At 58.6% G+C, this 24,335-nt stretch carries 24 protein-coding genes and 1 pseudogene; 14 read left to right on the top strand and 11 right to left on the bottom strand.

The genetic code is table 11. The features are described from left to right. The 4 genes and pseudogenes from GHO42_RS21595 to GHO42_RS21585 form a co-directional block, all read left to right on the top strand. Positions 1-904, top strand: a pseudogene (locus GHO42_RS21595) (penicillin-binding protein 1C); the annotation flags it as partial. 434 nt (positions 905-1,338) lie between these two features. Beyond that, on the top strand, positions 1,339-1,716 hold the full coding sequence (locus GHO42_RS26335) for a hypothetical protein (protein ID WP_306108758.1): 378 nt from the start codon (positions 1,339-1,341) through the stop codon (positions 1,714-1,716). Then, positions 1,680-2,807, top strand: coding sequence for a collagen-like triple helix repeat-containing protein (locus GHO42_RS21590; RefSeq protein WP_315266950.1), 1,128 nt, complete (start codon positions 1,680-1,682; stop codon positions 2,805-2,807). Before GHO42_RS26335 ends, GHO42_RS21590 begins: the two co-directional genes overlap by 37 nt. 193 nt (positions 2,808-3,000) lie before the next feature. Next, the gene (locus tag GHO42_RS21585) at positions 3,001-4,683 is read left to right on the top strand and encodes a ShlB/FhaC/HecB family hemolysin secretion/activation protein (protein WP_153328189.1); all 1,683 of its coding nucleotides are present in this window, start codon (positions 3,001-3,003) and stop codon (positions 4,681-4,683) included. 60 nt (positions 4,684-4,743) lie between these two features. Here the strand turns inward: GHO42_RS21585 and GHO42_RS21580 are convergent, their stop codons facing one another. Together GHO42_RS21580 and GHO42_RS21575 are read right to left on the bottom strand one after the other, a co-directional pair. Then, positions 4,744-5,157, bottom strand: a complete 414-nt coding sequence (locus GHO42_RS21580) for a response regulator (RefSeq protein WP_095001042.1) — start codon at positions 5,155-5,157, stop codon at positions 4,744-4,746. Between the two features lie 26 nt (positions 5,158-5,183). Next, complete coding sequence (locus GHO42_RS21575; protein WP_153328191.1) at positions 5,184-5,405, bottom strand: Flp family type IVb pilin; 222 nt, start codon at positions 5,403-5,405, stop codon at positions 5,184-5,186. Between the two features lie 333 nt (positions 5,406-5,738). Between GHO42_RS21575 and cpaB the strand changes: the two genes are divergently transcribed. Genes cpaB through GHO42_RS21535 form a run of 8 tightly spaced genes read left to right on the top strand, consistent with a single transcriptional unit; the run spans position 5,739 to position 13,173 of the window. After that, entirely contained in the window at positions 5,739-6,668 is a 930-nt protein-coding gene (cpaB, locus tag GHO42_RS21570; protein ID WP_095001044.1) for a Flp pilus assembly protein CpaB, read from the top strand. Between the two features lie 36 nt (positions 6,669-6,704). Further along, a complete protein-coding gene (locus tag GHO42_RS21565; RefSeq protein WP_095001045.1) occupies positions 6,705-7,931 on the top strand; it encodes a type II and III secretion system protein family protein in 1,227 nt (408 codons plus the stop codon). After that, positions 7,928-9,133, top strand: coding sequence for a pilus assembly protein (locus tag GHO42_RS21560; protein ID WP_153328194.1), 1,206 nt, complete (start codon positions 7,928-7,930; stop codon positions 9,131-9,133). The genes GHO42_RS21565 and GHO42_RS21560 overlap by 4 nt, the downstream gene beginning before the upstream one ends. After that, entirely contained in the window at positions 9,130-10,404 is a 1,275-nt protein-coding gene (locus GHO42_RS21555; protein ID WP_095001047.1) for a CpaF family protein, read from the top strand. The genes GHO42_RS21560 and GHO42_RS21555 overlap by 4 nt, the downstream gene beginning before the upstream one ends. 10 nt (positions 10,405-10,414) lie before the next feature. Then, a complete protein-coding gene (locus GHO42_RS21550) occupies positions 10,415-11,299 on the top strand; it encodes a type II secretion system F family protein (protein WP_095001048.1) in 885 nt (294 codons plus the stop codon). A 1-nt stretch (position 11,300) separates the two neighbouring features. Beyond that, positions 11,301-12,185, top strand: a complete 885-nt coding sequence (locus GHO42_RS21545) for a type II secretion system F family protein (RefSeq protein ID WP_095020823.1) — start codon at positions 11,301-11,303, stop codon at positions 12,183-12,185. Between the two features lie 14 nt (positions 12,186-12,199). Next, on the top strand, positions 12,200-12,889 hold the full coding sequence (locus tag GHO42_RS21540; protein WP_153328196.1) for a lipopolysaccharide assembly protein LapB: 690 nt from the start codon (positions 12,200-12,202) through the stop codon (positions 12,887-12,889). Positions 12,890-12,906: 17 nt separating this feature from the next. Next, positions 12,907-13,173 carry a DUF3613 domain-containing protein gene (locus GHO42_RS21535; protein ID WP_095001051.1) on the top strand — a complete coding sequence of 89 codons (267 nt, stop codon included), beginning with the start codon at positions 12,907-12,909 and terminating at the stop codon, positions 13,171-13,173. A gap of 155 nt (positions 13,174-13,328) precedes the next feature. Here the strand turns inward: GHO42_RS21535 and GHO42_RS21530 are convergent, their stop codons facing one another. Together GHO42_RS21530 and GHO42_RS21525 are read right to left on the bottom strand one after the other, a co-directional pair. Beyond that, positions 13,329-14,111, bottom strand: coding sequence for a response regulator transcription factor (locus GHO42_RS21530; RefSeq protein WP_095001052.1), 783 nt, complete (start codon positions 14,109-14,111; stop codon positions 13,329-13,331). A 117-nt stretch (positions 14,112-14,228) separates the two neighbouring features. Next, complete coding sequence (locus GHO42_RS21525; protein WP_095001053.1) at positions 14,229-14,702, bottom strand: prepilin peptidase; 474 nt, start codon at positions 14,700-14,702, stop codon at positions 14,229-14,231. 71 nt (positions 14,703-14,773) lie between these two features. On the opposite strand from GHO42_RS21525, the gene GHO42_RS21520 reads away from it, so the two are divergent. Together GHO42_RS21520 and GHO42_RS21515 are read left to right on the top strand one after the other, a co-directional pair. Further along, complete coding sequence (locus tag GHO42_RS21520; protein WP_095020824.1) at positions 14,774-15,217, top strand: TadE/TadG family type IV pilus assembly protein; 444 nt, start codon at positions 14,774-14,776, stop codon at positions 15,215-15,217. Next, positions 15,207-17,951, top strand: a complete 2,745-nt coding sequence (locus tag GHO42_RS21515) for a PAS domain-containing sensor histidine kinase (protein WP_095027241.1) — start codon at positions 15,207-15,209, stop codon at positions 17,949-17,951. Before GHO42_RS21520 ends, GHO42_RS21515 begins: the two co-directional genes overlap by 11 nt. Before the next feature lie 128 nt (positions 17,952-18,079). On the opposite strand, the gene GHO42_RS21510 is transcribed toward GHO42_RS21515, so the two are convergent. From GHO42_RS21510 to GHO42_RS21480, 7 genes are all read right to left on the bottom strand, one after another. After that, positions 18,080-20,050, bottom strand: a complete 1,971-nt coding sequence (locus tag GHO42_RS21510; RefSeq protein ID WP_153328198.1) for a pilus assembly protein TadG-related protein — start codon at positions 20,048-20,050, stop codon at positions 18,080-18,082. A gap of 234 nt (positions 20,051-20,284) precedes the next feature. After that, complete coding sequence (locus tag GHO42_RS21505; RefSeq protein ID WP_095001057.1) at positions 20,285-20,872, bottom strand: DUF4136 domain-containing protein; 588 nt, start codon at positions 20,870-20,872, stop codon at positions 20,285-20,287. Between the two features lie 28 nt (positions 20,873-20,900). Then, positions 20,901-21,515: a DUF4136 domain-containing protein gene (locus GHO42_RS21500; protein ID WP_153328208.1), complete on the bottom strand. Its 615-nt coding sequence runs from the start codon at positions 21,513-21,515 to the stop codon at positions 20,901-20,903. A 23-nt stretch (positions 21,516-21,538) separates the two neighbouring features. Next, a complete protein-coding gene (locus tag GHO42_RS21495) occupies positions 21,539-22,288 on the bottom strand; it encodes a methyltransferase domain-containing protein (protein ID WP_095020826.1) in 750 nt (249 codons plus the stop codon). Beyond that, on the bottom strand, positions 22,285-22,590 hold the full coding sequence (locus tag GHO42_RS21490) for a nucleotide pyrophosphohydrolase (RefSeq protein ID WP_095001060.1): 306 nt from the start codon (positions 22,588-22,590) through the stop codon (positions 22,285-22,287). The genes GHO42_RS21495 and GHO42_RS21490 overlap by 4 nt, the downstream gene beginning before the upstream one ends. Before the next feature lie 202 nt (positions 22,591-22,792). Then, positions 22,793-23,647 (bottom strand): MaoC/PaaZ C-terminal domain-containing protein, encoded by an 855-nt coding sequence (locus GHO42_RS21485; RefSeq protein WP_095001061.1) that lies wholly within the window; start codon positions 23,645-23,647, stop codon positions 22,793-22,795. A gap of 3 nt (positions 23,648-23,650) precedes the next feature. Further along, a partial coding sequence (locus tag GHO42_RS21480; protein WP_153384181.1) for an SDR family oxidoreductase occupies positions 23,651-24,335 on the bottom strand: 685 nt, incomplete at its 5' end.

Below are 24,335 nucleotides of genomic sequence, written 5' to 3'. Positions count from 1 at the left end.
GGGGGCGGCATGGGTGATACGGCGCATCCTCAGCGGGCAGGCGCGCCCTGACCGCGACCCCCATGCCGACCTGGTGCTGCGCCCGCAACTGGCCTGGAAGACCGGTACCAGTTATGGCTTTCGCGATGCGCTGGCGGTCGGTGTTGGGCCGCGTTACCTGATCGGTGTGTGGATCGGTCGCCCGGATGGAACCCCCGTGCCGGGGCAGTTCGGCCTGGCGTCGGCGGCTCCCTTGATGCTGCAAGTCCACGACGTATTGAGCAACCGCGACAACCAGCGTGGCATTGTCGCGCCAGTACAGGCGGTGCCGGACAGTGTTGGGGTGGCAGCGATTTGCTGGCCATTGGGGCAGCCCATGAACAAGAGCGATGCCAATTGTCGTCGCCAGCGGTTTGCCTGGACCCTGGATCACACCACGCCGCCGACCTTGCTGGCGGCGGATCAACCTCTGGGTGTGGGCCTGCGCGAAATCATCCGGGTCAATCCGCAAGGCTTGCGTGTTGGCCCGCAATGCGCCGACGGGCAACAACACGAGGTGGCATTGTGGCCAGCCCCCCTTGAGCCCTGGCTACCCCGGGTAGAGCGACGTGAAGCGCGGCTGCCTGCGGCTTCCACACAATGCCCGCCACCGGCCTTGAGTGCGCTGACCCCGCTGTCGATTGTCGGTGTACGTGACGGCGACCGACTGCGCCGTCCTGCTGCCAGCCAGGCGATGTTGCGCCTGGCGCTATCGGCCTTGGGCGGTGAAGGTCGGCGCTGGTGGTTTATCAATGGCGCGCCGCTGGGCGACAGTGCACAACCAGAGGTATTCAACACCAGCCTGGAACTACCAGGGCGTTATGAGCTGAGCGTGCTCGATGAAAGCGGGCAGACTGCCCGTGTCGAGTTCAGTGTGGTGGAGTAACAGCCCCTCTTTGTGCCTGTTTTACGCACTGAATATCAACTTGAAACCCGTCAATTATGCTTATACCTAAAGTAGAGTCGCTGGTGGCAGTGTTTTTTCGGGGAAGTAATGGCGTTGATATATATGGTTTTTTTACTGGCATTTAAAACCAAAGTATTAATCATCAAGAAGGGGGCAAGGTGTTTTATATAAGGGGTTAATACCAAGTTGTGAATTGTTTGATAAGGCCCGCGGCGTTGTTATGTACCCAACGGACGAACGTATCCCCGACACAGAGCAGGGAACTTCGAACTCAGGCATAACAGGTGCAAGGGACTTAATCATGAATACTCAACTTTTTCTGAAAACCAGCACAGCGCTCCTCTTGGTCATGACTGTCAGCCTGGCTGGCTGCAGCGGCGGCGGTGGCGGCCACAAGAGCTATGTAGCCAGCAGTGATACCGGTACTGACGCAGGTACTGGCGGTGGCACTGACGGCGGGACTGACGGAGGTACAGGCGGTGGCACAGACGGCGGCACTGGCGGCGGTACCGGTGGTGGTACAGACGGCGGCACTGGCGGTGGAACTGGTGGTGGTACAGACGGCGGTACTGGCGGTGGAACTGGTGGTGGTACAGGCGGCGGTACTGGTGGTGGTACAGGCGGTGGTACAGGCGGTGGAACTGGCGGTGGAACTGGCGGAGGCACAGGCGGCACCGGCGGTACAGGCGGTACAGGCACAACTCCTCTGGTTACAGGTCAGGTCGCAGGTCAGGTCGGCAGCGCCCTTGGCGGCGTGGGCACCACGGTCAGCGGGGTTGGTGGCACCCTGAGCACCGTGCCTGTGGTCGGTACCGTGGCTGGCGGCCTGGTGACCAATACCGGCAATGCCGTGACCTCCGTAACAGATGGCATTACTGGTGGCCTGGGCTCGCTGGGTACCGACAAGAACTCCCTCGGCCTGACTGTCGGTGGTGTTACCAACGCGGTTGGTGATGTAGGCAAAGGCGTTTCGTCAGTGGGTACCGGTCTGAGCACCGTGCTGGACAACACCCCGATCAGCCAGATTCCGCTGGTGGGTGGCGTGGTTGGCAAGGTGACTGATACCACGGGCGGGCTGGTCAACAAAGTGGGCACCACGGTGACCATGATCGGCAATACCCTGACCACCGATGTGAGCAGTGGCAAGCTGGGCGCCTTGACCGGCGGCGTAAATGACAAGGTGCTGGTGCCGGTGATTTCCCTGGTCGAGAACGTCACGGGCAAAGTGGGTACCACCACAGGGCTGGGGGCACCGGTAGACGGTCTGCTGAACAAAGTAGGCGGCACCGTGAGCGGCCTCGGCGACAAGGTGACAGCTACCGGCGGCGACAACCCGGTGACTTCTCTGGTGGGTGGTGTGCTGACCGGTGTAGGCGGTGCGGTTGACAAGGCTGGCGGCTACGTGAATCCGGCAGCGGGCTCCACAGGCAGCGGTACTGGTACTGGTACCGGGACAGGGCTGGGTGGTCTGCTGGGCGGGCTGGGTGTGGGCGCAAGCGCCGGGGCCGGTGTAGGTGCCGGTGCCGGGGTTAGTACAGGTGGTGTGAGCGCAGGTGCGGGGGCCGGTGCAGGCGCTGGTGTAGGCGCCGGGGTTGGCGGTCTGCTGGGCGGTCTGGGTGTGGGGGCAAGCACTGGCGGCAGTGTCGGAGCTGGTGCTGACACTACAGGTGCAAGTGCAAGTGCAGGTGCAGGTGCAGTCGGTGGTGTTGGCGGTGTCGTCGGTGGGGTAGTTGGTGGTCTTGGCGGCTTGCTGGGTGTCAAAGTGGACTCAGTCAACAACACTGCCGATACAACAGCAGGAGCCGCGGGCGCTGGTACAGGCGGTCTGGGCGGGGTACTTGGGGGCGTGGTTGGCGGGCTGGGCAACCTGGGCAAGAAATAACTGAAGAATATTGCACCTGGCCGGTTCGACGGCCTTACCTACAGCGCCTACGCTTGGTTGGGACGAGAGATTCAGATGAGTCTCTCGTCTTTTTTCATGTGCAGATTGTAGGACTGATGCTCGGGCCGCTTTGCAAAGCATTCTAAAAATAAAGCCCTTCGTTATGTCGCCGTAGTTGAACATGGAGTGTCCTATGCGTAATTGCGTTCCCTTTTTGTTGTTGGCTCTGGCCCCGTACGCGGGTGCCGAGACCCTTCCGCGTTTTCTCAACAGCAATGACAGCATGCAAACCCTGCCCACGCCCAACCTGCCGGTGGATGCCTATCGCCCTGCGGCGCCTGCGCTGGAGCTACCCAAGCCGGCGGCTGCACAACCCCGGCCACTGGAAATGGGTACCCGCCTGACCATTCGCAAGTTGCAGATCGAAGGTGGCACGATCTATCCGTTGCCAGAGCTGGGGGCGGTGTACAAACCGCTGCTGGGCCATGAAATCACCCTGGCCGAACTGATCGAGGCCACACGCAAGATCACCAAGCGTTACCAGGACGATGGCTATTTATTGTCCTATGCGTTTTTGCCTCAGCAGAACTTCGACCAGGGCCTGGTGCGTGTGGTGCTGGTTGAAGGCTATATCAGCGAGTACAAGGTTGACGGCGATATCGGGCGGGTCAAAGGGTTTGTGGATGAGCTGGTCGATAAGCTCAAGGGCGAACGCCCGCTGACCCGCAAGACGTTCAACCGCTACAGCACGCTGTTGAGCCGCATCCCCGGCGTCACCCTGGAGGCGCAAGTGCCACCACCCGGCACCACCGATGGTGCATCGACGCTGAGTATCAGTGCCAGCCGCAAGCCCTTCACCACCAGCATGAGCCTGGTCGAAGGCAATCGCAGCAGCACCCAGGCGCTGCTGGCGGCCAGCAGCAATTCGCAAACGGCCATGGCCGAACAATTGACCCTGAGCGGGTTGTTTCCCCCGGGCAATGACAAGGAGCACTACTACCGCCTTGATTACAGCCAGTACCTCAACGCGGAAGGCACGCAGTTGAACCTGTTTGGTTCCAGTTATCGCAGTGATCCAAGTACCAGTATCGTCACCAGCGACGGTTTTGAACTCAAGCCCCATCGCGAGAATGACCGCTTTTCGATCGGTATCAGCCATCCATTGATCGCTGCTCCGGATCAATGGCTCAGCGCCGCCGCGCGTTTCTACGGGGTCAATGACAAGACTGACTACGAGATCGTCGGCTACGGGCAAACCATCAGTGACAAGACCAACGTGCGGGCACTGGCGTTTGAGGGCGACTGGCGCAAGTCCGATGCCAAACAACTGCGCATCGTCAGTGCCGGCTTGTACCAGGGCATAGATGGCATGGGTGCCAAGAGCGAGACCAACCTGACCGGCACGCAGTACGATCTGGACTTCTTCCGTTTGCGTCTGTCGGGCGTGCAGAGTAACGGCTACTTCGACAATTGGCAGGGGGTGATATCGGGCGCTCTTTACTGGAGTGACGACACCCTGCCTGACAGCGAAAGGGCGGTATTTGGCGGGCAGAACTTCGGTCGCGGCTACCCGGACGATCAGGCATCCGGCGACAAGGGCTGGGGGGCGGCATACGAACTTAACTACAGCTTCAATCGCGAGGGTGAATGGGTCAAGTTGCTGCAACCCTATGCCGTCGTGGACAGGGCCAAAGTCTGGTACAACGAGTTGCCGTTAAAAGGTTCGGATATGTCTTCGGCAGCACTGGGCTTGCGTTTTGGTGACAAGCGCTATTACAACGTTGCCCTGGAAGTTGCCAAGCCCATGTCGGATATAGCGCTGGACAGTTTTAATCGCCGGCTGCGATATACATTGAGTTTTAGTTATCAGTTGTAGTGTGTGACCGTAAAAGCCCGCCTCCCCAAGTCAGGGGGGCGGGCTTTTATAGTATGGGGGTCAAGTTCTTGCCAGGTGTAAGTGTGTGGGCTGTGGAAAGAGGTTTTCGAGGGTGTCGAGCAGGCGCACGTGGTAAATGGGTTTGCGAAACAGGTCCAGCACCTGCAGGCGCAGAAGGTCGCTTACATCGTCCATATCGGCGTGCCCGGAAATGACAATCACCGGCAAATGCTGGCGCGATGTGTGCTCGCGCAGGCGCTTGATCAGCGCAATACCGCTCTCTTCCGGCATGCGCAGGTCGGTGATGACCAGCGCAATATCCGGATGTTGGGTCAACTGCGAAAGGGCGAGTTTGACTGAAGTTGCCGTATAGCAACAAAAGCCCTCGCCCTCCAGCAGCTCAGCCAACTCCAGCAGTGCGTCCTCTTCGTCATCCACCAGGAGAAGCTGTTGGCGTGATGGGGAGAGAGGCATGTTGAGTACTCATTTTGGTTAATGAACTAAGCTGCGGCTCCCAAACCTTCTTTAACTTTGTCAAATACGTCGGTTACAGCTGTCTGTACACTTGGCGAAAGCCCCGCAATCACCACCGCCACCATCGCTGCAATAATTGCATATTCAATACCCGAAGCGCCTTCGGTCCGTTTTGCAAACAACTTGGCTTGGCGCGCTACAAATACCTGGGCAGGTACATACACTTTCAGAACAGTATTTAATATCATCTGACTTCTCCTTAGTGCGCCGGGGCGGGCACTGCGTAACTTGGGTGCAGGGTGATTCCCACCTGCAGTCACAGCATTGGCAATAAATGACTTTCCCACAACTGTATCATTGGACTAATCACAAAGTATTAATCCAAATGACTATTTAAAAAATGCGTATCAAATCAAACTATTCACAATTGATTAGAGATTTTTTAGTTCGCTAATGGCATTTTGCTTTACCTGAGCTATTTTTAAATAGCGATTGGTTTCAAACGCATTAAAGGTTCGTAGCTGCCTGATTGTGAATGGGTTTTTTAGTCTGCAGTGCGCAGTGATAAAGGGAGTTTGTGCATGAACAATCGACGCAGTCTGATATTGGCCGCCATTTTGTTTGTCGGGGCAATTGCCGCCGGTTACTGGGGGCTGGTATTGAGTCGACAGCAGCCGGTCGCCGAAGTTCCGGTGGCTCAGTCTGTAGAACAAGGTGTAGCGGCCGTTGAAGACAAAACCCGCCAGGCGGTGGTGGTACTGGTTCGCGATGTCCCCCCGAATGTGGCCTTGACGGCCGATGACCTGACCCTGGAAAAACTCCGTACCGCCCCCGCTGGCAGCCTGACTGCCATCGATCAGGCGGTGGGCCGCACCCCGTGGCGCAGCCTGAGTGCAGGCACCTGGCTCAGTGATCAAAGCTTTGACGTGGGCGGGCCGCTGGCTCGCATGATTCGCCCGGATGAGCGCGCACTGGGGGTCATGATTGACGAGGTGTCCGCTGCGGGTGGGCAGCTCAGCCCTGGTGATTACGTCGATATCCTGTTGTTTTTGCGTCAGGACAGTGGCAACCCTCAGCAGTCTGCCCAGGTGGTATTGCCGGCCGTGCGGGTGCTGAGCGTGGGGGGGGAGCTAGGCTTGACCAGCGATGGCAAGTTGGCCAGCCAGCCGAAAAATGCCGAGGAAGCGCTCAAGCAAGAACAAAGCCGCATCAATGCGCGATCCGCAGTCCTGGCGGTTCCCGAGCAGCTTCTCAATCAACTGATGCTGGCGACCCAGGCAGGCACCCTGCGCCTGGCCGTGCGCAGTGCCGACGAGCAACGTTTGAGCAAATATTGGGCGGGCGAGCAGGAATCTGCGACTAATCTTGATAATGCCAAGCGCAGTCTTTATCAATTTAACCAGTTAGCCATGGCCAGTCCGGCAAGAGTGCCAGTCAGCAGCAATCCCGCTGTCGCCCCTCGGGTACGCGGTATTGAAGTGATCCGCGGCAATCAAACGGCTCAGCAGTAGGCCCAATAAAAATCCTTATCTGAAAGGAAAACCAACATGAGCCACCGTTGCCCTCCACTTTATAAACGCGCTTTCTGGACGCTGCTGCTGAGCAGCTTGCCCCTGGAGATGGCCTTGGCCGCAGGCGAAAACTGCGCGGCATTCAACGCATTGCCTTCGGTATTGGAAGTGGCCCAGGGGGCCCAGAAGGCCATGGGCTTTCCGGTGAATATCTCGCGCATTGCCGTGGGCGACCCCACCATTGCCGATATTCGCTCCAATGGGCCAAACGCTTTTTTGCTCACTGGTATTGCCTCGGGCACCACCAGCCTGATGGTCTGGAGTGCCTGCTCGAAAGAGCCGCACCAAACCATGCTTTTCGTCAAGGGCAAGGCCGCCTCGGGGCTGACCGGTACGACGTTGCCGCCCTCCGAAGACCCGACCTTGCCGGTGCAGGTGCAAACCGATATCCGCTTTGTCGAAGTCAGTCGCACCAAACTGCAGGAAGCCAGTACCTCGATCTTCGGTATGGGCAGCAACTTCCTGTTCGGCTCGCCGGGCTCATTCCTCAGCACCGCTGAAGGGATCATCACCGGTGGTCCGGTGGCCAACGCCAAGTATTTCAACATCGGCTTTGGCGGCGGCAAGGTCAGGGCCATGATCAATGCCCTGGAAGGCAGCGGCTTTGCCTACACCCTGGCGCGTCCCAGCCTCGTGGCCATGAGCGGGCAGAGTGCAACCTTTCTGGCCGGTGGTGAAGTGCCAATCCCGGTGCCCAGCAGCGGCAGCGATAACGTGTCGATCGAGTACAAGGAGTTCGGTATCCGCCTCACGCTGACCCCGACCGTGGTGGGGCGTGATCGCATCATGCTCAAGGTGGCCCCCGAAGTCAGTGAGCTGGACTACACCAACGCGGTGAATATCGCCGGCACCCTGGTACCGGGCCTGACGGTTCGACGCACCGATACCAGCATCTCACTGGCCGACGGCGAAAGTTTTGTGATCAGTGGCTTGATCAGTTCGCGCAACAGCTCCCAGGTCAACAAATTCCCGGGGCTGGGCGACATTCCGATTCTTGGCGCTTTTTTCCGCGACTCCAATATCAGTCGTGAAGAGAAAGAACTGCTGATGATCGTCACCCCGCATCTGGTCCAGCCACTGGCTGCCAATGCGGCACTGCCGACGATGCCCGGGGAGCAATTGCGCAATTACGACCCTAACTGGTATCGCCTGTATTTCCTGGAGAACGGCAAATTCAATAGCCGTAGCGGGTTATCTCAATGAGCCAAAGCCTAAGCCAGACATTTCTCGCGCTGACGCGCAACAACACCGATCTTGAGTGGCTGCAGGGAGCATTAGCGCCGTTGGGTCAAGTGGTGGGTGCAGGCACAAGTAGCCTGGATGAACTGCTGGCCCTGGTTGATGTGACGTTTGCCGGCCTGATATTTGTGGGCCTGGATCGGGACAAGGTAGTCAACCAGTGCGCGCTGATTGAAGGTGCTCTGGAAGCCAAGCCCATGTTGGCCATCGTTGCCCTGGGCGACGGTATGGATAACCAGCTGGTACTCAATGCCATGCGCGCCGGGGCGAGGGACTTTGTGGCCTACGGTTCGCGCTCCAGTGAAGTGGCGGGGCTGGTACGGCGCCTGAGCAAGCGCCTGCCACCTGTAGCACCGAATGCCCAGTTGGGTGGTCTGAGCGTGTTGTTCAGTGCGCAATGCAATGCCGATGGTGCATTGCTGGCCAGCCACTTGGGGCTGGTGGTGCAAAAGCACGATCAAAAAACCCTGTTTCTGGACCTGGGCGTGCCCCGTGGTGATGGCCTGGCCGTGCTGGGCCTGGAAAGCTCGTTCTTTTTCGGTGATGCCCTGCGTCATTTGCGGCGCCTGGACAGCACCTTGATTGACAGTGCCTTTACCAAGACTGCCAGTGGCTTGCGGGTGTTGGCCCACAGTGACAGTGACGAACCGCTGGAGCAAACCAGTGCCGCCGAACTGTATATGTTGCTCAGTGCCTTGCGTCAGCACTTCCAGCATATTGTGGTCAACCTCACCGGTCAGCCTGACAGTGAAGCGCTGCGTACCTTTGCCACCCATTGCGACAGCCTGCTGTGGTACACCGACCAAAGCGTGCTCGATTGCCGCCGCAATCTCGACGTACTCAGCCGCTGGCGGGCCAAGGGCATGAAGTTCGAGCATACGGGCTTGTTGATCGACCGCTATATGAGTGGCGTTGCTCCCAATGCCGATGCCCTGGGTAAAAGCTTTGGCCTGCCGGTGCTGACAACACTCCCACCCAGCCCGGAGCTGCGCATCAATACCAAGAATCAGGCCACCACCCTGTTTGACCTGGCCCCGCGCGAAGCCCTGAGCCAGGCTTTGAAAAAACTCGGTGAACGGTTGGTCTTGCGTTCACAGGTGCCTGAGCAAGCGACTTCCAAATCGGGTACCTGGCTGAACCTGAACCGCCTGTGGGGGGCCAAATGAGCAATGAACAGCTGTTTGGCTCAGGCCTGTACAAGGATGGTCGTGCGGACCATGACGGCCTGAAACTGGTGCTGCACCGCTATATCATCGATGCCATTGAAGAGACCGGAAAAAACCTGCTGGAAGGTTCCCGGGTGTCTTTGGCCCAGTTTGTTACCGAGCGGGTAGCCGAGTATGTGTCGCGCCTGCATCTGGCTATTTCCCGTTATGAGATGGAGCGTCTGGCCGAGGAGATCGTCGACGAACTGACCGGATTCGGCCCCCTCGAAGTGCTGCTGCGCGACCCGGCCGTGACTGAAATTCTGGTCAACGGCCCCCATCGGGTGTTTGTCGAACGCGAGGGTCGACTTAGCCAGAGCGATCTGCGCTTTATCGATGACCATCATGTGGAACGGGTGATGCAGCGTATTCTGGCGCCCCTGGGGCGGCGTCTGGATGAGTCCTCGCCGATGGTCGATGCGCGCCTGCCCGATGGCAGCCGGGTCAACGCCATCATTCCGCCCATTGCCCTGGATGGCCCGTGCCTGTCGATCCGGAAATTTCGCAAGGACATGCTGCAAAGCAGCGACCTGGTGGCCATGCAGACCATCGACCAGGCAATCTTTGAATTCTTCCAGGAGGCGGTGGGCAAGCGCTGCAACATCCTGATCAGCGGCGGTACCGGTACCGGTAAAACCACGCTGCTCAACATCCTCAGCCAGTTGATCAACCCCCATGAGCGCCTGGTCACCATCGAGGACGTGGCTGAATTGCAGTTGGGCCACCCTCATGTGGTGCGCCTTGAAACCCGCCCGCCCAATGCCGAAGGGCATGGTGAGGTGAAATCCAGCGACCTGATCCGCAACGCCCTGCGGATGCGTCCGGACCGCATCATTCTCGGCGAGATCCGCGGTGTGGAAGTGCTCGATGTATTGACCGCGATGAACACCGGTCACGATGGTTCCATGAGCACCGTCCACGCCAACACCGCACAGGATGCCCTGCTGCGACTGGAAACCCTGGTGGGTTTGACCGGGCGTACGGTGGCGGAGAAAACCTTGCGCCAGATGATCTGCGCCGCACTGGACGTGATTATCCAGCTGACGCGCATGCCCGATGGCCGCCGTTGCGTCAGTGAAGTGCTGGAGGTGGTGGGGGTGCGTGACGATGTGTATGTGACCAACACCCTGTTCCGTCTCGACAAGCGCACCGGCTTTGGTTTTATGCGCGAGGCCTTGAACCCGGCAAGCGACAAGTTGCGTCGTGACCCCGTCCTGAACGCCCACGGCTGAGGCACTGCATATGAACCCGGCCTTACTGCTTTTTACCATCAGTTTCCTGATGTTCGCGCTATCGCTGAATCTGGTGTATCGCGCCCTGACCGACCCGACCACGGGCCGTGTGCTGGAGCGTCTGGGTGAAGGCCAGCCGCAGTTGCTGGAGAAAGCCCAGGGCGTGGCCTGGCTGGACCGGGCTTTTTTGCAGGCAGGCCTGGGGCGCCCTTCAGAGCGTCTGGGTTTGTGGCTGTCGCTATGGGCCGCTGCGGTGATTGTGGCGGGCCTGATCGGTGGCTGGGTGTTCTTGCTCGCGTTGCTGGTGTTGCCGCCGGTGCTGCTCAAACTCTTTGTCAGCTGGCGTTACCACCGCCGGGTTCGGCGCATGGTTGAGCAACTGCCATTGCTGCTCGATCACTGCGTGCGCAGCCTCAAGGCCGGACGCACCTTGGCCGATGCGGTGTTGACCGCGATCGAGGCATCCAGCGACCCGCTCAAAAGCAGTATCAGCCGGGTATCGCGCAACGTGCAGATGGGGGTGAGCCTGCCCGAGGCAGTGAACGACTTTGCCGAGCTTTATGAACGTGATGAATTTCGCATGTTTGCCCTGGGGCTTAAGGTCAACCATCGCTACGGTGGTAATGCCAGTGAGTTGCTGGAGAACCTGATCGTGCTGATTCGCGAGCGTGAGCAGGGGGCGCGCAAGTTGCGCGCCATGACCGGTGAAACCCGGATGACGGCGCTGGTATTGGGCTCGTTGCCGGTGTTTGTGGTGGGTTTCTTTATGGTGACCAACCCCAGCTACATGCTCAAGATGTGGCAGGACGGCGGAGGGCAGCAGATGCTCCTTACCGCAATGGCCATGCAGATAATCGGCAGTGTGGCGCTGTGGCGCATGGTACGGAGCGTATGACATGGCCTTTTTGATTTGTGTGGTGTTGCTGCTGGGCGCCATGGCGCTGTTGATCAATAACGTGGTTCAGGATCGCATGAGCCAGCAACGGGTCATGCAGCGCCTGGATGGTGACAAGACCGGCCCCGGCAAGCTCAGCCTGTGGATGCGGGCGGTGGGCAACAGCAAGTTTGGCCAGCGCTCGGTGTCGATGGACAGCGAAACCCAGACCCTGCTCAACCGCATCGGCTGGCGCACCGCCAGTCAGCGCTCGCTGTTTGCCGCTTTTCAGGTTGGCACCCCGATAGCTTTTGCCGGGCTGGTGTTCTTGGGCTATGAGCTGTTTTTTCCGCGTTCGGGCAATCTGCTGGTGGTGATGCTGTTCTCCCTGGCTTTGGGCTATCTGATCCCCAAGCGATTGTTGGCCTATGCTGCAAAAAGGCGCCAGCAGGAAGTGGCGATCGAAGTTTCAACCTTTATTCCGTTGCTGCGCATTCTGTTTGAGTCGGGCATGGCAGTCGAACAGGCGCTGCGGGTGTTGAGCCAGGAAGCGCGGCACCTGCTGCCGGTACTGACCGGTGAGTTGCGGGTGATTCTGGCCCGGGTCGACTCGGGGCTGGAGTTGAATCAGGAACTGAGCAAAACCGCGAGTCTGCTGGATGTAGACGAGTTCAATGACACCTGCGTGATTCTGCAGCAATTGATTCAGCAGGGTGGTGGCGCGATGAAGTCATTGCAGGCACTCAAGGAGCTGCTGGATGACCGTCGTTTGACCCGCATGGAGGAATATATCTCCAAGATGTCCGCCAAAATGTCGGTAGTGATGATGGTGTTTCTGTTCCCCGCTTTGATGATCGTCTTGGCCGGGCCGAGTTTTGTCGCTATCTCGCGAGCCTTTCTCTCTTGACCAGGGGTATGAACATGAAAGCTGTCATCGTCGTGTGCGGGCTGCTGATGCTGGGCGGCTGTGCCACAGGAGGTCAGAGTAATCCGCCGTGGATGGCCATGGGCGGCAGTTGCACCAAGTTGAGTGGTGACCAGGAGCTGTCACTGAACCTGGCCGATGACATGGCCAAGGAAGGCAAGCTGCACGCCAGCCTGGCCAACCTGCAAAACCTGCCGCAGGGGTCGGCGCAGGTACAACTGCGCAAGGCACGGATTTATCGCCAGTTGGGCCGCGATGAGGCCGGGCCGCTGTATCAAGGGTTGCTGGGGTCGTGCCTGGCAGCCGAAGGGGAGCATGGCCTGGGCCAACTGGCAGCCGGGCACGGCGACAACGCCCTGGCGATCACCCATCTGGAGCGTGCGGCACAAATGGCGCCGACCGATGCCAAGATCCGCAATGACCTGGGTGTGGTTTATCTCAATCAACGGCGGGTTGATGAAGCGCGGTTCGAGTTTTTGACGGCTCTGGAGCTCAAGCAGGATGAATCTCCGGCGGCATTGAACCTGGTGACCTTGCTGATTTATCAGGACCAGTGGAAGCAGGCCGCAGAACTGGTAACCCGCGCGGGCCTGACCTCCGAACAGGTAAGTGATGCCCAGTACCGGGCACAAGCTTTGAAAGCTCAAGCCAGGACCGCCAGCAACCAGGTGGCTGTCGTCAAATAACGCGTTGGAGGTTTGCCATGACTTTATCTATTCGTGTGGGGGTGCTGCTGGCCCTGATGCCGCTGGGTGCGCTGGCTATCGAGCCTGGCCCCACCCCCAGAACCCAGCAGCAAACCGAGAACTGGCTGCAATTGCAAGTGAGCGGCAGCGTCCAGTCGCCCATCCACCAAACGGCTACGCCGGCGGAGCGTGAGCTCAGCCTGCAGCGCTGGCTGGACAGTTATAAACATGAAATCCCCGAGTACTACGGGCAGAAAGAGGGTGGCAAGGCCAGCCAGGAATAAGTTCTTTCCTGCAATAGCGGGCCCCCACAGGCAGTAGGCGGCGCAAGAGCTGTGGGAGCGGGCTTGCCCGCGATGGCAGCGGTGCGGCGTCACTCACCCGCCGCGCCAGTTGTATCGCGGGCAACTCGCACCGCTACAGTGAAGTGATCAGGTAGCTAGTGCGCAGTTTGCCTATGGGCGCCGGCGTTTGGCGACAGGGCCAGGGCCAGTTGGGTGCGGTTGTTCATATGGGTCAGGCGCAGCACTTGCGACACATAGAGCTTGACCGTGTTTTCGGTGATGCCCAGGTCACAGGCGATCTGGTAGTTGGTCTGGCCCTTGCTGACCAGCTTGGCGACGTCCAGCTGGCGTGGTGACAGCTGTTTGAAGATCGTCGGGATCTGTTGCCAGGGGCCTTCACCTGGTTCCTGGCTGTTCAAGGGGTGAGTGGCAGCTTGCGGAGGGCGCCGGGCGGACTCCATGTCCTGATACAGGTCATCGATGGATTCGGCCAGGAACTGCAATTTCTGGTTCAGGTGGCCAAGCTGATCGCTCTTGTGGCGCTCACGCAAAATAGCTTCCTGGCGCTGGATGCCCTCGAGCAGCTCATTGAGGTCGACCGGCTTTTGATAGTAGTCGGCGATGCCGATACGCAGGGCCTTGATCACATCCTGTTTATCGGCGCGACCGGTCAACAGGATGCTTTCAAAGGCGCGGTGTTTGCCGGCCAGTTTTTGCAACTGCTGGGTCAGTTCGATGCCGTTCATGTCGGGCATGTGCAGGTCGCAGAGCACCAGGCCGATTTGCGGGTCGGCCACAAACGCATCAATGGCTTCACGGGTTGTATTGCAAGGCACGCAACGGTAACCGCTGCTTTCCAGAAACTCGCACAGTTCTTCGACAATCAACGACTGATCGTCGACTACGAGCACTTTTATTAGGGGGTTGGGCGTGTTCACGTGGTTCTCCTTCCTGGTAAACCAATCAGGGACATCTTGGTCCACATACTTGCGGTGATTGAATTAAACGTAGACCTACTTTACGACTATGTACAAGGTATTAATCCCTCGTAATGACTAGTGAAGCAGAGCCATTGTCAGGGTAAAACCACCGAACAGGAAGGGTGCAAAGGGAAGCTTTTTTGACACTGTGGCGCCTTTCGCAAGCGAGAGCGTCTTAACTTGTTGATTTATTGACGGCAGTATTTTTGACGCACAAAACCACCAGATGCCACTACAGATGCCAGCACCGATAACGGTGCCAAGAATTGTCGGACGATCGGTTGTCAGCGCCAGGGCGATCAACAGCTTTACGTCGCCGGCACCCAGCTTGTTCAAGGCATAACCGGGCAGTGTCAGCACCAGCGCGATCAGCAGCGCCCAGCCTCCTTCGGTTGCGCTTGCTCCCAGCCAGGTGTGACCGGTCCACAGCAGATACAGCAGCGCCAGCGCTGCGCCACCCAACGTCAGGAAGTTGGAAATATGGCGTTGGAGCAGGTCTTGAATGGAACAGGCCACAAACCAAAGCAACACAACAGCTAACTGGATCACGTAAAGAGCCTCCGTTTTTTACCAATGATTCTATGATGATATTACTGTCGACAGTCAGGGTAGACGCAGTCATGAAAACAAGACTTGGCAAAAAGCAGCAGGGCGCGGCGGCGATTGAGTTCGCGCTGGTGTTTGTGATTTTTTTTGCGGTGCTTTATGGCGTGCTCAGCTACAGCTTGCCCCTGCTGTTGGTGCAGTCATTCAACAATGCGACGGCTGAGGCGGTGCGGCGCAGCATGGCGGTGGATCCGACGGCGGCCAACTATGGCGGGCTGGTGGAGACGTTGGCCAAGAGCGTATTGAACGAGAAACTGGCCTGGGTGCCCACTGCGGTTAAAGGCAGCCTGGTTCCGGCCGCGACCTATAACCCGACAACCAAAGTGCTGACTGCCAGTGTGACCCTGCCTGCTACGGCGTTGACCACCATCATGCCGGTGCTCAAATTGGGAACGATCACAGTGCCTAGCCTGCCAACAAATTTGAAAGCCGAATCGAGTGCTCAACTTGTCCCCTAGCGAAGGGCTGTTCGGGCGCTTGTTGGGACGGACCGACGAGCGCTTGCCTGAATCCACCGATCCGCAATCACGCACCCATGCGGGTATCCAGCTGATGCTTGATCCGCTGGGGCACGTCATTGAAATCCACGGCCTGCAGCGCTACGGCCTGGCGCGGGGCAGCGACGATGGTTCACCGCGCCTGCTCCTGAGCTATCTGGTGCCGGGGAGCACGCTGGCGCTTGAAGGCGTACCGGCAGACTGGGTTGGTCACAGTCTTGATCTCGACTTCCAGTGTGCGGGTCTGCGTGTGGTGCATACCCGGGGCTGGGTGCAACCCCAGGGGGGCAGCTGGCTTTTGCAGTTGCTGGATATCAGCGACCTGCGCCTTGGCAGTGAGCAGGCCCGCAGCCGCGAGCGCTGCACGCAACTGATCCTGGGGCTGGCCGGGCAGTTGCGCCAGTGCAGCGCGTCGCGTCTGTCCGAGGTCATGCACGAAGCGCTGCGCAGCGTCGCCCAGCATGGGCGTGTGCCCTGTATGGCGCTGGCGCTGCGTGAGGGTCCACAGGCTTCCTGGTATATGCACAGCACGTATCACGCCTTTGATGCGCCGCAACTGTGGCTGCCCGAACAAAACCTTGGCAGCCTGCTCGATCCGCTTGGCGGAACCTCACCCCAGCGTGTCGAGCGCGACGGTAACCCGCGATTAAACGATTTGTTTGGCAATGCCGATGGTGTGCTGGTGCCTTACAGCGACCAGCAAGGCTTGTGTGCCTGGTTGATGCTGGGGTTTTACCCGGCGTCCCTGCACGGCCCGCAAATGAGTGAAAGCGACTGGATGCAGGTGTGCGCTGCCCTGGCCGCACCACTGCTGGACCGTTTACGTGAGCAGCAGCACCTGCAGCAAAGCGAGCGCATGGAAGCCCTGCAAGGCCTGCTGGGCACCGGCTGGTGGGAATGGTCGAGCACCAGCGAACTGCTGGAACTGGCTCCACAACTGGCCATCAACCTGGACGCTGTGGCCGAGCCGCAGGCCATGACCCGCCAGGCATGGCTGGCGTTGTTTCACCCGGCTGACCGTGATGAACTTAGCGGTCGCTTCAATGAACTGCTGGAACATGGCAAAGAATTATTACTGTTTGCCCGGGTACATGAGCCACAGGCCACAGAGCCTGCCCGCTGGTACCGGATTCAGGGCCAGGTGCTGGGCAGCGGCACCCGGCGGCGCATCGTAGGTTTTATGCTGGATGTCAGCGATATCAAAAACCAGCAGCAACAAGTCGCCGCCGCCCATGCGCGGCTGGACAACCTGATCGCCAGTTCCCCGGCGGTGATTTATGTACAGCGTTATGTTGAAGGCGCGCTGGTACCGGCATTTTTCAGTGACAGCCTCAAGCCTTTACTGGGCTGGACGCTGGAGGAATGTACCAGTGAAACCTTGATCGAGTGGGTCCATCCCGATGACCTCGAACAGTTTTTTGGCCGTACCCGGCAGTTGCTGCGCGAAGGCAGCGCCCGCAACCGGTATCGACTTCGCGATCGGCGCGGCGATTATCACTGGTTGCTGGATGAGGCCAAGCTGTTACGAAATGATCTGGGTTTGCCGGTAGAAGTGGTCGGCTTGTGGCTGGATATCACCGAGGCTACCGAAGCGGCCGAGCGGGTCAAAAATAGCGAGGAGCGTTACCGGATACTGGTTGAGGACTCACCGGCGATGATCTGCCGTTACCTGCCCGACCTGACCCTGACCTTCGGCAATCAGCCGCTGGCCAGCTACCTGGAATGCACCACTGCGCAACTGCCGGGCATCAACCTGAGCAGTTGGCTATCCACTGAGCAGCGCGAGGCCTTTGTGCAGCGTATTGCCGGCTTGACTCCGCAGGCACCGGTCAGCACGGCGGAAATCAGCCTGCAACTGCCGGGGCGTGAATATGCCTGGTGGGTGTGGTCGGACCGGGGCATTTTCGACGAGCAGGGCAACTTGCTTGAAGTGCAGGCCGTGGGCCGCGACAACACCGAAGTGCGTCGCTCGCAACAGCAACTGACCCACAGCGCGAAAATGGCCACCCTGGGCGAAATGGCCACGGGGCTGGCGCACGAAATCAACCAGCCGCTGAACGTGATGCGCATGGCCGTGGTCAACGTGCTCAAACGCCTGGGTAATGGCGATGCGCAGATCGATTATTTGCAAGACAAACTCACCCGTATTGACGGTCAGATCCAGCGTGCGGCGCGGGTGGTAGACCACTTGCGGGTGTTTGGCCGTCGTTCCGAAATCGAACAGCAAGTGTTCAACCCGGCGCAGGCCATGGAAGGCTCTCTAGCCTTGCTGGGTGAGGGCTTGAGGGGCAAGGGTGTGCAATTGCGCAGTGAGGGCCAGGCTTGCGCTGTGCAGGTGCGCGGCCATGTGGATCAGTTGGAGCAAGTGCTGATCAACCTGATGGTCAATGCCCGTGATGCGCTGATGAGCAAGCGTGAAACCGACCAGGAGTTTGTGCCCTGGATTGCCCTGAGCGTTGAGTCCGATGCGCAGAGTGTGCGCCTGCGGGTGGACGACAATGCGGGTGGGATTGATCCGCGGCTTTTGGAACGGATCTTCGAACCGTTTTTCACCACCAAGCCCATCGGCCTGGGCACCGGCCTGGGGTTGTCCGTGAGTTACGGCATTATCGACAATATGGGCGGGCGGCTGAGTGTCAGCAATACCGAGCATGGGGCGCGGTTTTGTGTGGAGTTGCCCCTGGTAGCAGCCTGAATTCAGCGTTCCACCCTTCATGTGGGAGCGGGCTTGCTCGCGATTGCATCACCTCGGTATATCAGATGTACCGAGGTGCCTGAATCGCGAGCAAGCCCGCCCCCACAAGGTATTGCACTCCATTTAGGTCAAAGCACCAGCTGGGCGCGGCCACCCTGGTTGCAGGAGAGGTTGGCGCCGACATCGGCTACTGCCAACTTCACACCTAGGGCGTTCAATAAGGTATTGATGATTGGGTTGACCAGAGATGCCAGTATTGAGTTCAGGGCAGAAACTATGTCATTGGAAAGTGTGGTTATCAGTCCTGCAACCGCTTGAAGAAGTGAGCCTGTGACTGTTTTGCCTGCGGGGGGGGTGTATGAGGTCGTGACCAAACTTCCATTAGCATCTCCAATGGTTAAGACGTTAGCGTTGGAGCCAGTGGTTTTGTAATAGGTCGTTTGGTTGATGTTTTGCAGTGTTGGTGATGTATACAAAAATGTCTGCGTAGTAGGTGCTATGTTGGTTTGAACTTTCAAGTTGAAGCTTCCGCCTTCTCCTACGCCCGTAGAACATTTAATAAGTCCCAGTAGGACGCATGTTTTAAGATCAATGCTTAAAAGCTTCACTGGGGAAACGTTGAAGCTGTTGGTCGCTAGGTCTATGGGTGGAAATACGCCTGAGCTTGGAGAGGCACCAATTGTGACCTTGGCTAAGGCCGTATTGGCTTTGGCAGTTAAGGTTTTGGAATCTTGGCTTGTGCAGGTGTAATCAGTGACGTAGCTGTTGGCGCTTGCAGCCTCTAAATAGATGTTTATGTCGTTGACTAAGTTTATGGTTTCAACTGAGTTGCAGCTAAGTATGCATGTTATGGCTTCTACAAGTTTGAGGTTTAATACCTTTCCGATAATATCTACAACTGTTGATAGTGCGTTGGTTAGCAGGTTTTTGATCGGTGCCAGCGTTTTGAGTACTGGTAGGTCTATTTGTATTCTTGTTTGTATTTGAGCCGTGCGAACCGAAATTTGATTGGGTCCAGCATAGTCGCCTTTTATCAGTGCCGGATTACCGATGGCTGAAAGTTGAGGTGGTTGGATAACTTTGGTGTAGACGTTTATATCAATCAGGTTGAAAGGATTTATTTTAATATTTGCAGTGATACCGCTCTGTCCATTAGAAAGCTGGACGATTCCCTGCAATAGATCAAACACCGACATATTCATATCCAGGCCTGCATTGGGTGTCCCTGTCTGGACTTTAAGCAGGTCACCGAGCTTCAAGAGTTGTGTAGGGCTGATAAGGGCTCGGATTGTAGTAAGGCCGCTGACTGCAACGTCAGCAGTAGACCCGTTTTTTTTCAAGACATTTATGGCCGCATCGAGAAGCTGAGTGGCATGAAGATCTGTTTTTAGCAAGTCATCGTAGTTAGCAATATTTGCATTCAGCGAAATTAACTGATTCAGATAACTGAGCAAGTTGATCTTTGTATCTACCAATCCCTGCCAAGAAACTAGGTTGGCATTTATGGATCCCCCCAAGAGCCCGCCAACAAGTTGATCCAGTATTCTTGATTGGGTGGTGTCGATAGATGCCAGTGAACTGCGAATGGTTAGCTGCGCCAACGGCCCCCCTCCGACACTCCCCACCGCACTCGCCGTCAAATTGGTATTCAGATTAAACCCGTTTTTGGAAAACATACTCCACAAGCCCCCGGCCACGCTGGTCGGTACAGTGGTGGTGGCGATTACGCGAATGGCATCGGATTTGGTTGCGTCGGCAGTGAATACCCGCAACTGGCTACTGTTGGTGCTCAGGGTGCCGCAAGTGGTGTTTACTTTTTGCACGCTGCCGGGGGTGAAGCTGTTGCGAGTGGCACTCTGGTTGGCGAAACCGGCAGCAGTACTGGCGCCAGCACAGTTACCGCCCCGACTCACCGCCTCCAGCACCGCCATATCCGCCACGCGCTGCAACTTGCGCTGCTCCAGGTACAGGCGCCCGCTGTCGACCACCAGCAGCATAAACAGCAGCACCATGCCCAGCGTCACGGCAGCCATGAGGCCGATTGCGCCATGCTGCTGCCGGGGACCATAAAAACCCATACCGCGTAGTTGGGGAGACATCGAGCACTCCTGATGCTGGAACAGTGCCCAGCGCTAACTCTCCAAAGTTTCAGCGAGTGTAGACAAGAAGTGATCGGTGCGCTGGCCAGTTGCCAGTTTTATAAGCGCGATGTGAACGGTTAATCAAAAGACAACGACAAGTGGTCAGAAAAACAGTGTAAAAACCAACTTGCTCACGAAAGTATTAATACCAACTTACTTATATACATCGTGAGCAAGTTAATGCTGCGTAACTTACTTGGGCGGATACGTACTCAGGATCTTGGTGACTGCTTGCTGGATTGCAGCGCTGCGTTCAGCCGGGGTCGGGCTGCTGTCGACGACTTTCTCTGCACTGCCTCGCCACACCAGCTTGCCGTCTTTGGCATCGATCAGGTCGATCTGCAGCGTACCAACCTGGTAGACCACGTTGCGGGTTTCGTTATACATCGGTGCGCCCCAGTAACCTTCCCACGGGCCGCCCCAGTAACCCCCCCACGGCCCGCCCCAAGGGCCACCGTAGCCGTAGTTGGTCACCACTTGCTCCTGGCGGTTGGCCACGATCAGCCAGGTTTGCACCAGCAAGTCCGGCTTGCTGCCTGCCGCTACCGGGCGCAGGCCGCGCTGGTCCAGCTGGCTGCTGACGGCCTGGACAATGCGCTGCTCGGTCAGGTCGCTTCTAAGCATCGGGTTGTTGGGTTGGTATTGCACGGCAGGGTCTTTCCAGGCCCAGGTACGGAACTGGGCGAAATCGACAGCAGGGTTGTAATCATGGCTGACCTGCATGGTTTCGCAGGCACTGAGCAGCAGGGCCAGGCCCAGTAATGCAATGCGACGAAGCATGATGATTTCTCCACTTCACTATTGAGACTCAATGGGGAGGGTAAGCCTGTACTGCCTTGTTCAGTGATTCGCGCAGGGCGTCACTGCGTTCGCTCAGGCTGCCTTTACTGCTGGTTTCTGCACTGGAACTCCACACCGGCTGGCCGGTTTTACCGTCATACAGGTTGAGTCGAACCACCATGACCTCAACCTCATAAGTACGTATGACGGGGACAGAGTTGTACATGCCGTATTGGCTGCCGTAGCGGCCGTAACCGCTGCCGTAGCCGGCCCCGTAACCATAGTCGTCCTGTACCTGGCGCAAGCGTTTTTCGGTGTGCAAATCAGCACTGACCCAAAGATCCGCCGGACGGTTGGGTTGTGCCGGGCGCAAGCCGCGCTGGTCCAGGGCATTGTTAACCGCTTCGGCGATTTGCGCCGAGTCGGCCCATGCCGTGCCAACCGGCAGCCGACCATTGAGCCAGGCCCAGCTCTGGTAGCGCCCGTAATCCCGTGGCGGGGCCGGGTAGGCACTCAAGTCCAGGGTATTGGCTACCTGTGCCGGAGCCGGAGGCATGGGCATTGAGGTGGCGGTGTACGGGTTGGGGCTTTGGCAAGCGCCCAGCCCCAGGCTCAAAACGATCAAGGCAACGCGGCGATACATCATGCTCTCCCCCGCAGGGCGATTTAAACCGGGCGACACACCCAATGAAGATAACGTCCCAGCCCGGCAAACGCAGGGTGGCGACGGTGGGCCAGCTCCATTTCAACCAGGGCTTCAAGCTCGGCGCGGGCCTGGAACTCCACTGGCATGTAATCGTGAAACACCCGCACGCCGCTTTGGGTTTCGACCTGCCACAGCCCTTCGAGTGCTATGGCCAGCTCCCGTGGGTCGAGTGGCTGCTGCGGGGTGAGGCTCTGTTTTTCGCCGGCCATGTCGTTCTTGCGCATCTTGCGAAAGTGCCCCTTGAGCAAGTTGCGATAGATCAGCGCGTCGCGGTTGTAAAACGCCAGCGACAACCAGCCATCTTTGGCGGTCAATTGATGCAGCACCGGCAGGATCGCGTGGGGCTCGGCCAGCCACTCCAGCACGGCGTGGCACAACACCAGATCGTACGGTTGAGTCAGTTGGCCCAGCAGCTCCTGCCACGGCGCCTGAATAAAGGTGCCAGTCTGGCCAGCTTCGGCAAAACGCTGGCGGGCGCCTTCCAGCATCGGCGCGGCCGGTTCGGCCAGGGTCACATCGTGACCTTGCTGGGCCAGCCACAAGGACATATGGCCCAGCCCGGCGCCGATATCCAGCACCCGCAACGGGCGTTTGGGCAGGGCTTCCTGCAGGTCGGCCTGGAGCACGGCCAGACGAATCGCACCCTTGGCGCCACCGTAGATTTTCTCGGCGAAGCGGGTGGCCAGTTGATCGAAGTGACGGTCACTCATTTGTTGAAACGCCTTTCATTGTCGGCCAGTTTATTGCGTACCACTTCATTCATGTCCAGGCCCAGTTCGGCACAAAGCAATACCAGGTACAGCACGATATCGCCCACTTCCTGGCCGGCGTGGGTGAGCTTGTCGGCAGGGAGCTGGCGTGACTGGTCTTCGCTCAGCCACTGAAAGATCTCCACCAGCTCGGCCATTTCGACACTGGCGGCCATGGCCAGGTTTTTCGGGCTGTGGAACTGCTTCCAGTCGTTGTTATCGCGGATGCGATGCATGCGTCGGGTTATTTCGTCGAGGTTCATTGCGGGCGTGCTCTCCAGAAGGCGCAAAGCTTGCGACCGAACGGGGATTGGTGCAAGTGAAAGGCACGGGCAGCCCGGCGGGATTTTCGGCTCGCATGCCATCCTCTGTGGGAACGGGCTTGCTCGCGATGCAGGCGCCGCGGTTTAACAGGTAAAACGCGCGGATGCCATCGCGAGCAAGCCCGCTACCACAGGGGGGTGGTCAGCTAACCGGTCGCCAGTTGCCGATCAAGTGCACCAGGCCGTCATGGCCATTGAGCTGGAAGTCGCCACTGGAACCCGCCTCACTGCTGAGCAAAATCACTTCGCCGGGCAAGCGCACCGGTTTTTTGAAGGCAACAAAAACCTCAACATTGGCCGCCGGCAGGTGCGAATTGAGTGCCGCCAGCGTTCGGGCTTTTATCCACAGGCCGTGGGCAATTGCACTGGGCAGGCCAAACAGCTTGGCGCTGGCGGCACTGAGGTGGATGGGGTTGTAGTCGCCCGAGACTTTGGCATAACGCCGGCCAATATCGGCGGGGGCATACCAGCGGGTCAGTTCGCTCAGGGCCACCGGCGCAGGATCGTTGATTTGGGGCAGGTCGCCCGGCAGTTCTACGCCTTTGCACAGCAGGGTGCTTTCGGCCTCCCATATTGGCCCCAGCAGATCGTCAACCTGGGTGACCACCTCGAAGGTCGCGCCCTTGGGGTGTTTTTGCAGGTTGTGTACATATACCCCGATGCGCAGCTGCGTCACGCTGCCCATCGGGCGCAGCAGACGGATCCGATTGGTCAGATGAATCAGCCCCAGCAGCGGGAAGGGGAAGTCCTTGGCAGTCAGCAACTGCATTTGCAGACCGAAGGCCAGGATGTGTGGATAAGTGGGCGGCAGCAATGGGCTTGGCACCAGGTCGCAAACATCGCGAAACGCCGCCAGGGCCTTGGGCTCCACCTCGACCCAGCAGCGCAGACCTTGCTCCGGCAAGGGGCTGGAGGTGATCTTGCGCCGGGCCGCGGCATGGGCGTACAGCGCGGGCAAGTGCGGTGGGCCGCTGAGATCGAGCCATTTCACGGTCATGGCTTATGCTCCCAGAATACTTTGGCCACACACCCGCAGTGCCTGGCCGCTGAGCGCGCCCGAACCCGGCTGGCCGAGCCAGGCCACAGCCTCGGCGACGTCCTGGGGTTGGCCACCCTGGCCCAGCGAACTCATGCGTCGTCCCGCTTCGCGCAGGGCAAAGGGAATATGCGCGGTCATTTGGGTTTCGATAAAACCCGGGGCCACGGCATTGATACTGATGCCACGCTCGCCCAGCGACGCTGCCCAGGCCTGAGCAAGGCCGATCAGCCCGGCCTTGCTGGCGGCGTAGTTGGTCTGGCCGCGATTGCCGGCGATACCGCTGATGGATGCGAGCAGGATTACCCGGCCGTTATCGCGCAGGGTGCCGCTATCAAGCAGGGCCTTGGTCAGCACTTGCGGGGCGTTGAGGTTAACGGCGAGTACCGAGTCCCAGAATTCCGGGGTCATATTGGCCAGGGTTTTATCACGGGTGATACCGGCGTTGTGCACCAGGATATCGATACCATCGGCCAGTTGCCCGGTCAGTTGTTCTGCGGCATCGGCGGCACAGATGTCCAGGGCGATGCTGTGCCCGCCCAAGCGCGCGGCCAGCGCATCGAGATCGCTCTTGGCGGCCGGCACGTCGAGCAGGATCAGTTCGGCGCCATCCCGGGCCAGGGTTTCGGCAATCGCGGCGCCAATGCCA

The sequence above is a fragment of the Pseudomonas sp. FSL R10-0056 genome (assembly GCF_009600105.1).
In the GTDB taxonomy this organism is placed as follows: domain Bacteria; phylum Pseudomonadota; class Gammaproteobacteria; order Pseudomonadales; family Pseudomonadaceae; genus Aquipseudomonas; species Aquipseudomonas bubulae.
The sequence above is the reverse complement of the archived record's forward strand: the minus strand, read 5'-3'. Positions and strand labels throughout refer to the sequence as shown.

What these genes read in the sequence shown, in the direction of transcription:
- GHO42_RS21540 (WP_153328196.1), top strand. Translation starts at nt 12,200, where the DNA reads ATGAAAGCTGTCATCGTCGTGTGCGGGCTGCTGATGCTGGGCGGCTGT.
- GHO42_RS21575 (WP_153328191.1), bottom strand. Translation starts at nt 5,405, where the DNA reads ATGATATTAAATACTGTTCTGAAAGTGTATGTACCTGCCCAGGTATTT.
- GHO42_RS21510 (WP_153328198.1), bottom strand. Translation starts at nt 20,050, where the DNA reads ATGTCTCCCCAACTACGCGGTATGGGTTTTTATGGTCCCCGGCAGCAG.
- GHO42_RS21545 (WP_095020823.1), top strand. Translation starts at nt 11,301, where the DNA reads ATGGCCTTTTTGATTTGTGTGGTGTTGCTGCTGGGCGCCATGGCGCTG.
- GHO42_RS21505 (WP_095001057.1), bottom strand. Translation starts at nt 20,872, where the DNA reads ATGCTTCGTCGCATTGCATTACTGGGCCTGGCCCTGCTGCTCAGTGCC.
- GHO42_RS21485 (WP_095001061.1), bottom strand. Translation starts at nt 23,647, where the DNA reads ATGACCGTGAAATGGCTCGATCTCAGCGGCCCACCGCACTTGCCCGCG.
- GHO42_RS21535 (WP_095001051.1), top strand. Translation starts at nt 12,907, where the DNA reads ATGACTTTATCTATTCGTGTGGGGGTGCTGCTGGCCCTGATGCCGCTG.
- GHO42_RS21585 (WP_153328189.1), top strand. Translation starts at nt 3,001, where the DNA reads ATGCGTAATTGCGTTCCCTTTTTGTTGTTGGCTCTGGCCCCGTACGCG.
- GHO42_RS21560 (WP_153328194.1), top strand. Translation starts at nt 7,928, where the DNA reads ATGAGCCAAAGCCTAAGCCAGACATTTCTCGCGCTGACGCGCAACAAC.
- GHO42_RS21580 (WP_095001042.1), bottom strand. Translation starts at nt 5,157, where the DNA reads ATGCCTCTCTCCCCATCACGCCAACAGCTTCTCCTGGTGGATGACGAA.
- GHO42_RS21565 (WP_095001045.1), top strand. Translation starts at nt 6,705, where the DNA reads ATGAGCCACCGTTGCCCTCCACTTTATAAACGCGCTTTCTGGACGCTG.
- GHO42_RS21555 (WP_095001047.1), top strand. Translation starts at nt 9,130, where the DNA reads ATGAGCAATGAACAGCTGTTTGGCTCAGGCCTGTACAAGGATGGTCGT.
- GHO42_RS21495 (WP_095020826.1), bottom strand. Translation starts at nt 22,288, where the DNA reads ATGAGTGACCGTCACTTCGATCAACTGGCCACCCGCTTCGCCGAGAAA.
- GHO42_RS21550 (WP_095001048.1), top strand. Translation starts at nt 10,415, where the DNA reads ATGAACCCGGCCTTACTGCTTTTTACCATCAGTTTCCTGATGTTCGCG.
- GHO42_RS21500 (WP_153328208.1), bottom strand. Translation starts at nt 21,515, where the DNA reads ATGTATCGCCGCGTTGCCTTGATCGTTTTGAGCCTGGGGCTGGGCGCT.
- GHO42_RS21520 (WP_095020824.1), top strand. Translation starts at nt 14,774, where the DNA reads ATGAAAACAAGACTTGGCAAAAAGCAGCAGGGCGCGGCGGCGATTGAG.
- cpaB (WP_095001044.1), top strand. Translation starts at nt 5,739, where the DNA reads ATGAACAATCGACGCAGTCTGATATTGGCCGCCATTTTGTTTGTCGGG.
- GHO42_RS21490 (WP_095001060.1), bottom strand. Translation starts at nt 22,590, where the DNA reads ATGAACCTCGACGAAATAACCCGACGCATGCATCGCATCCGCGATAAC.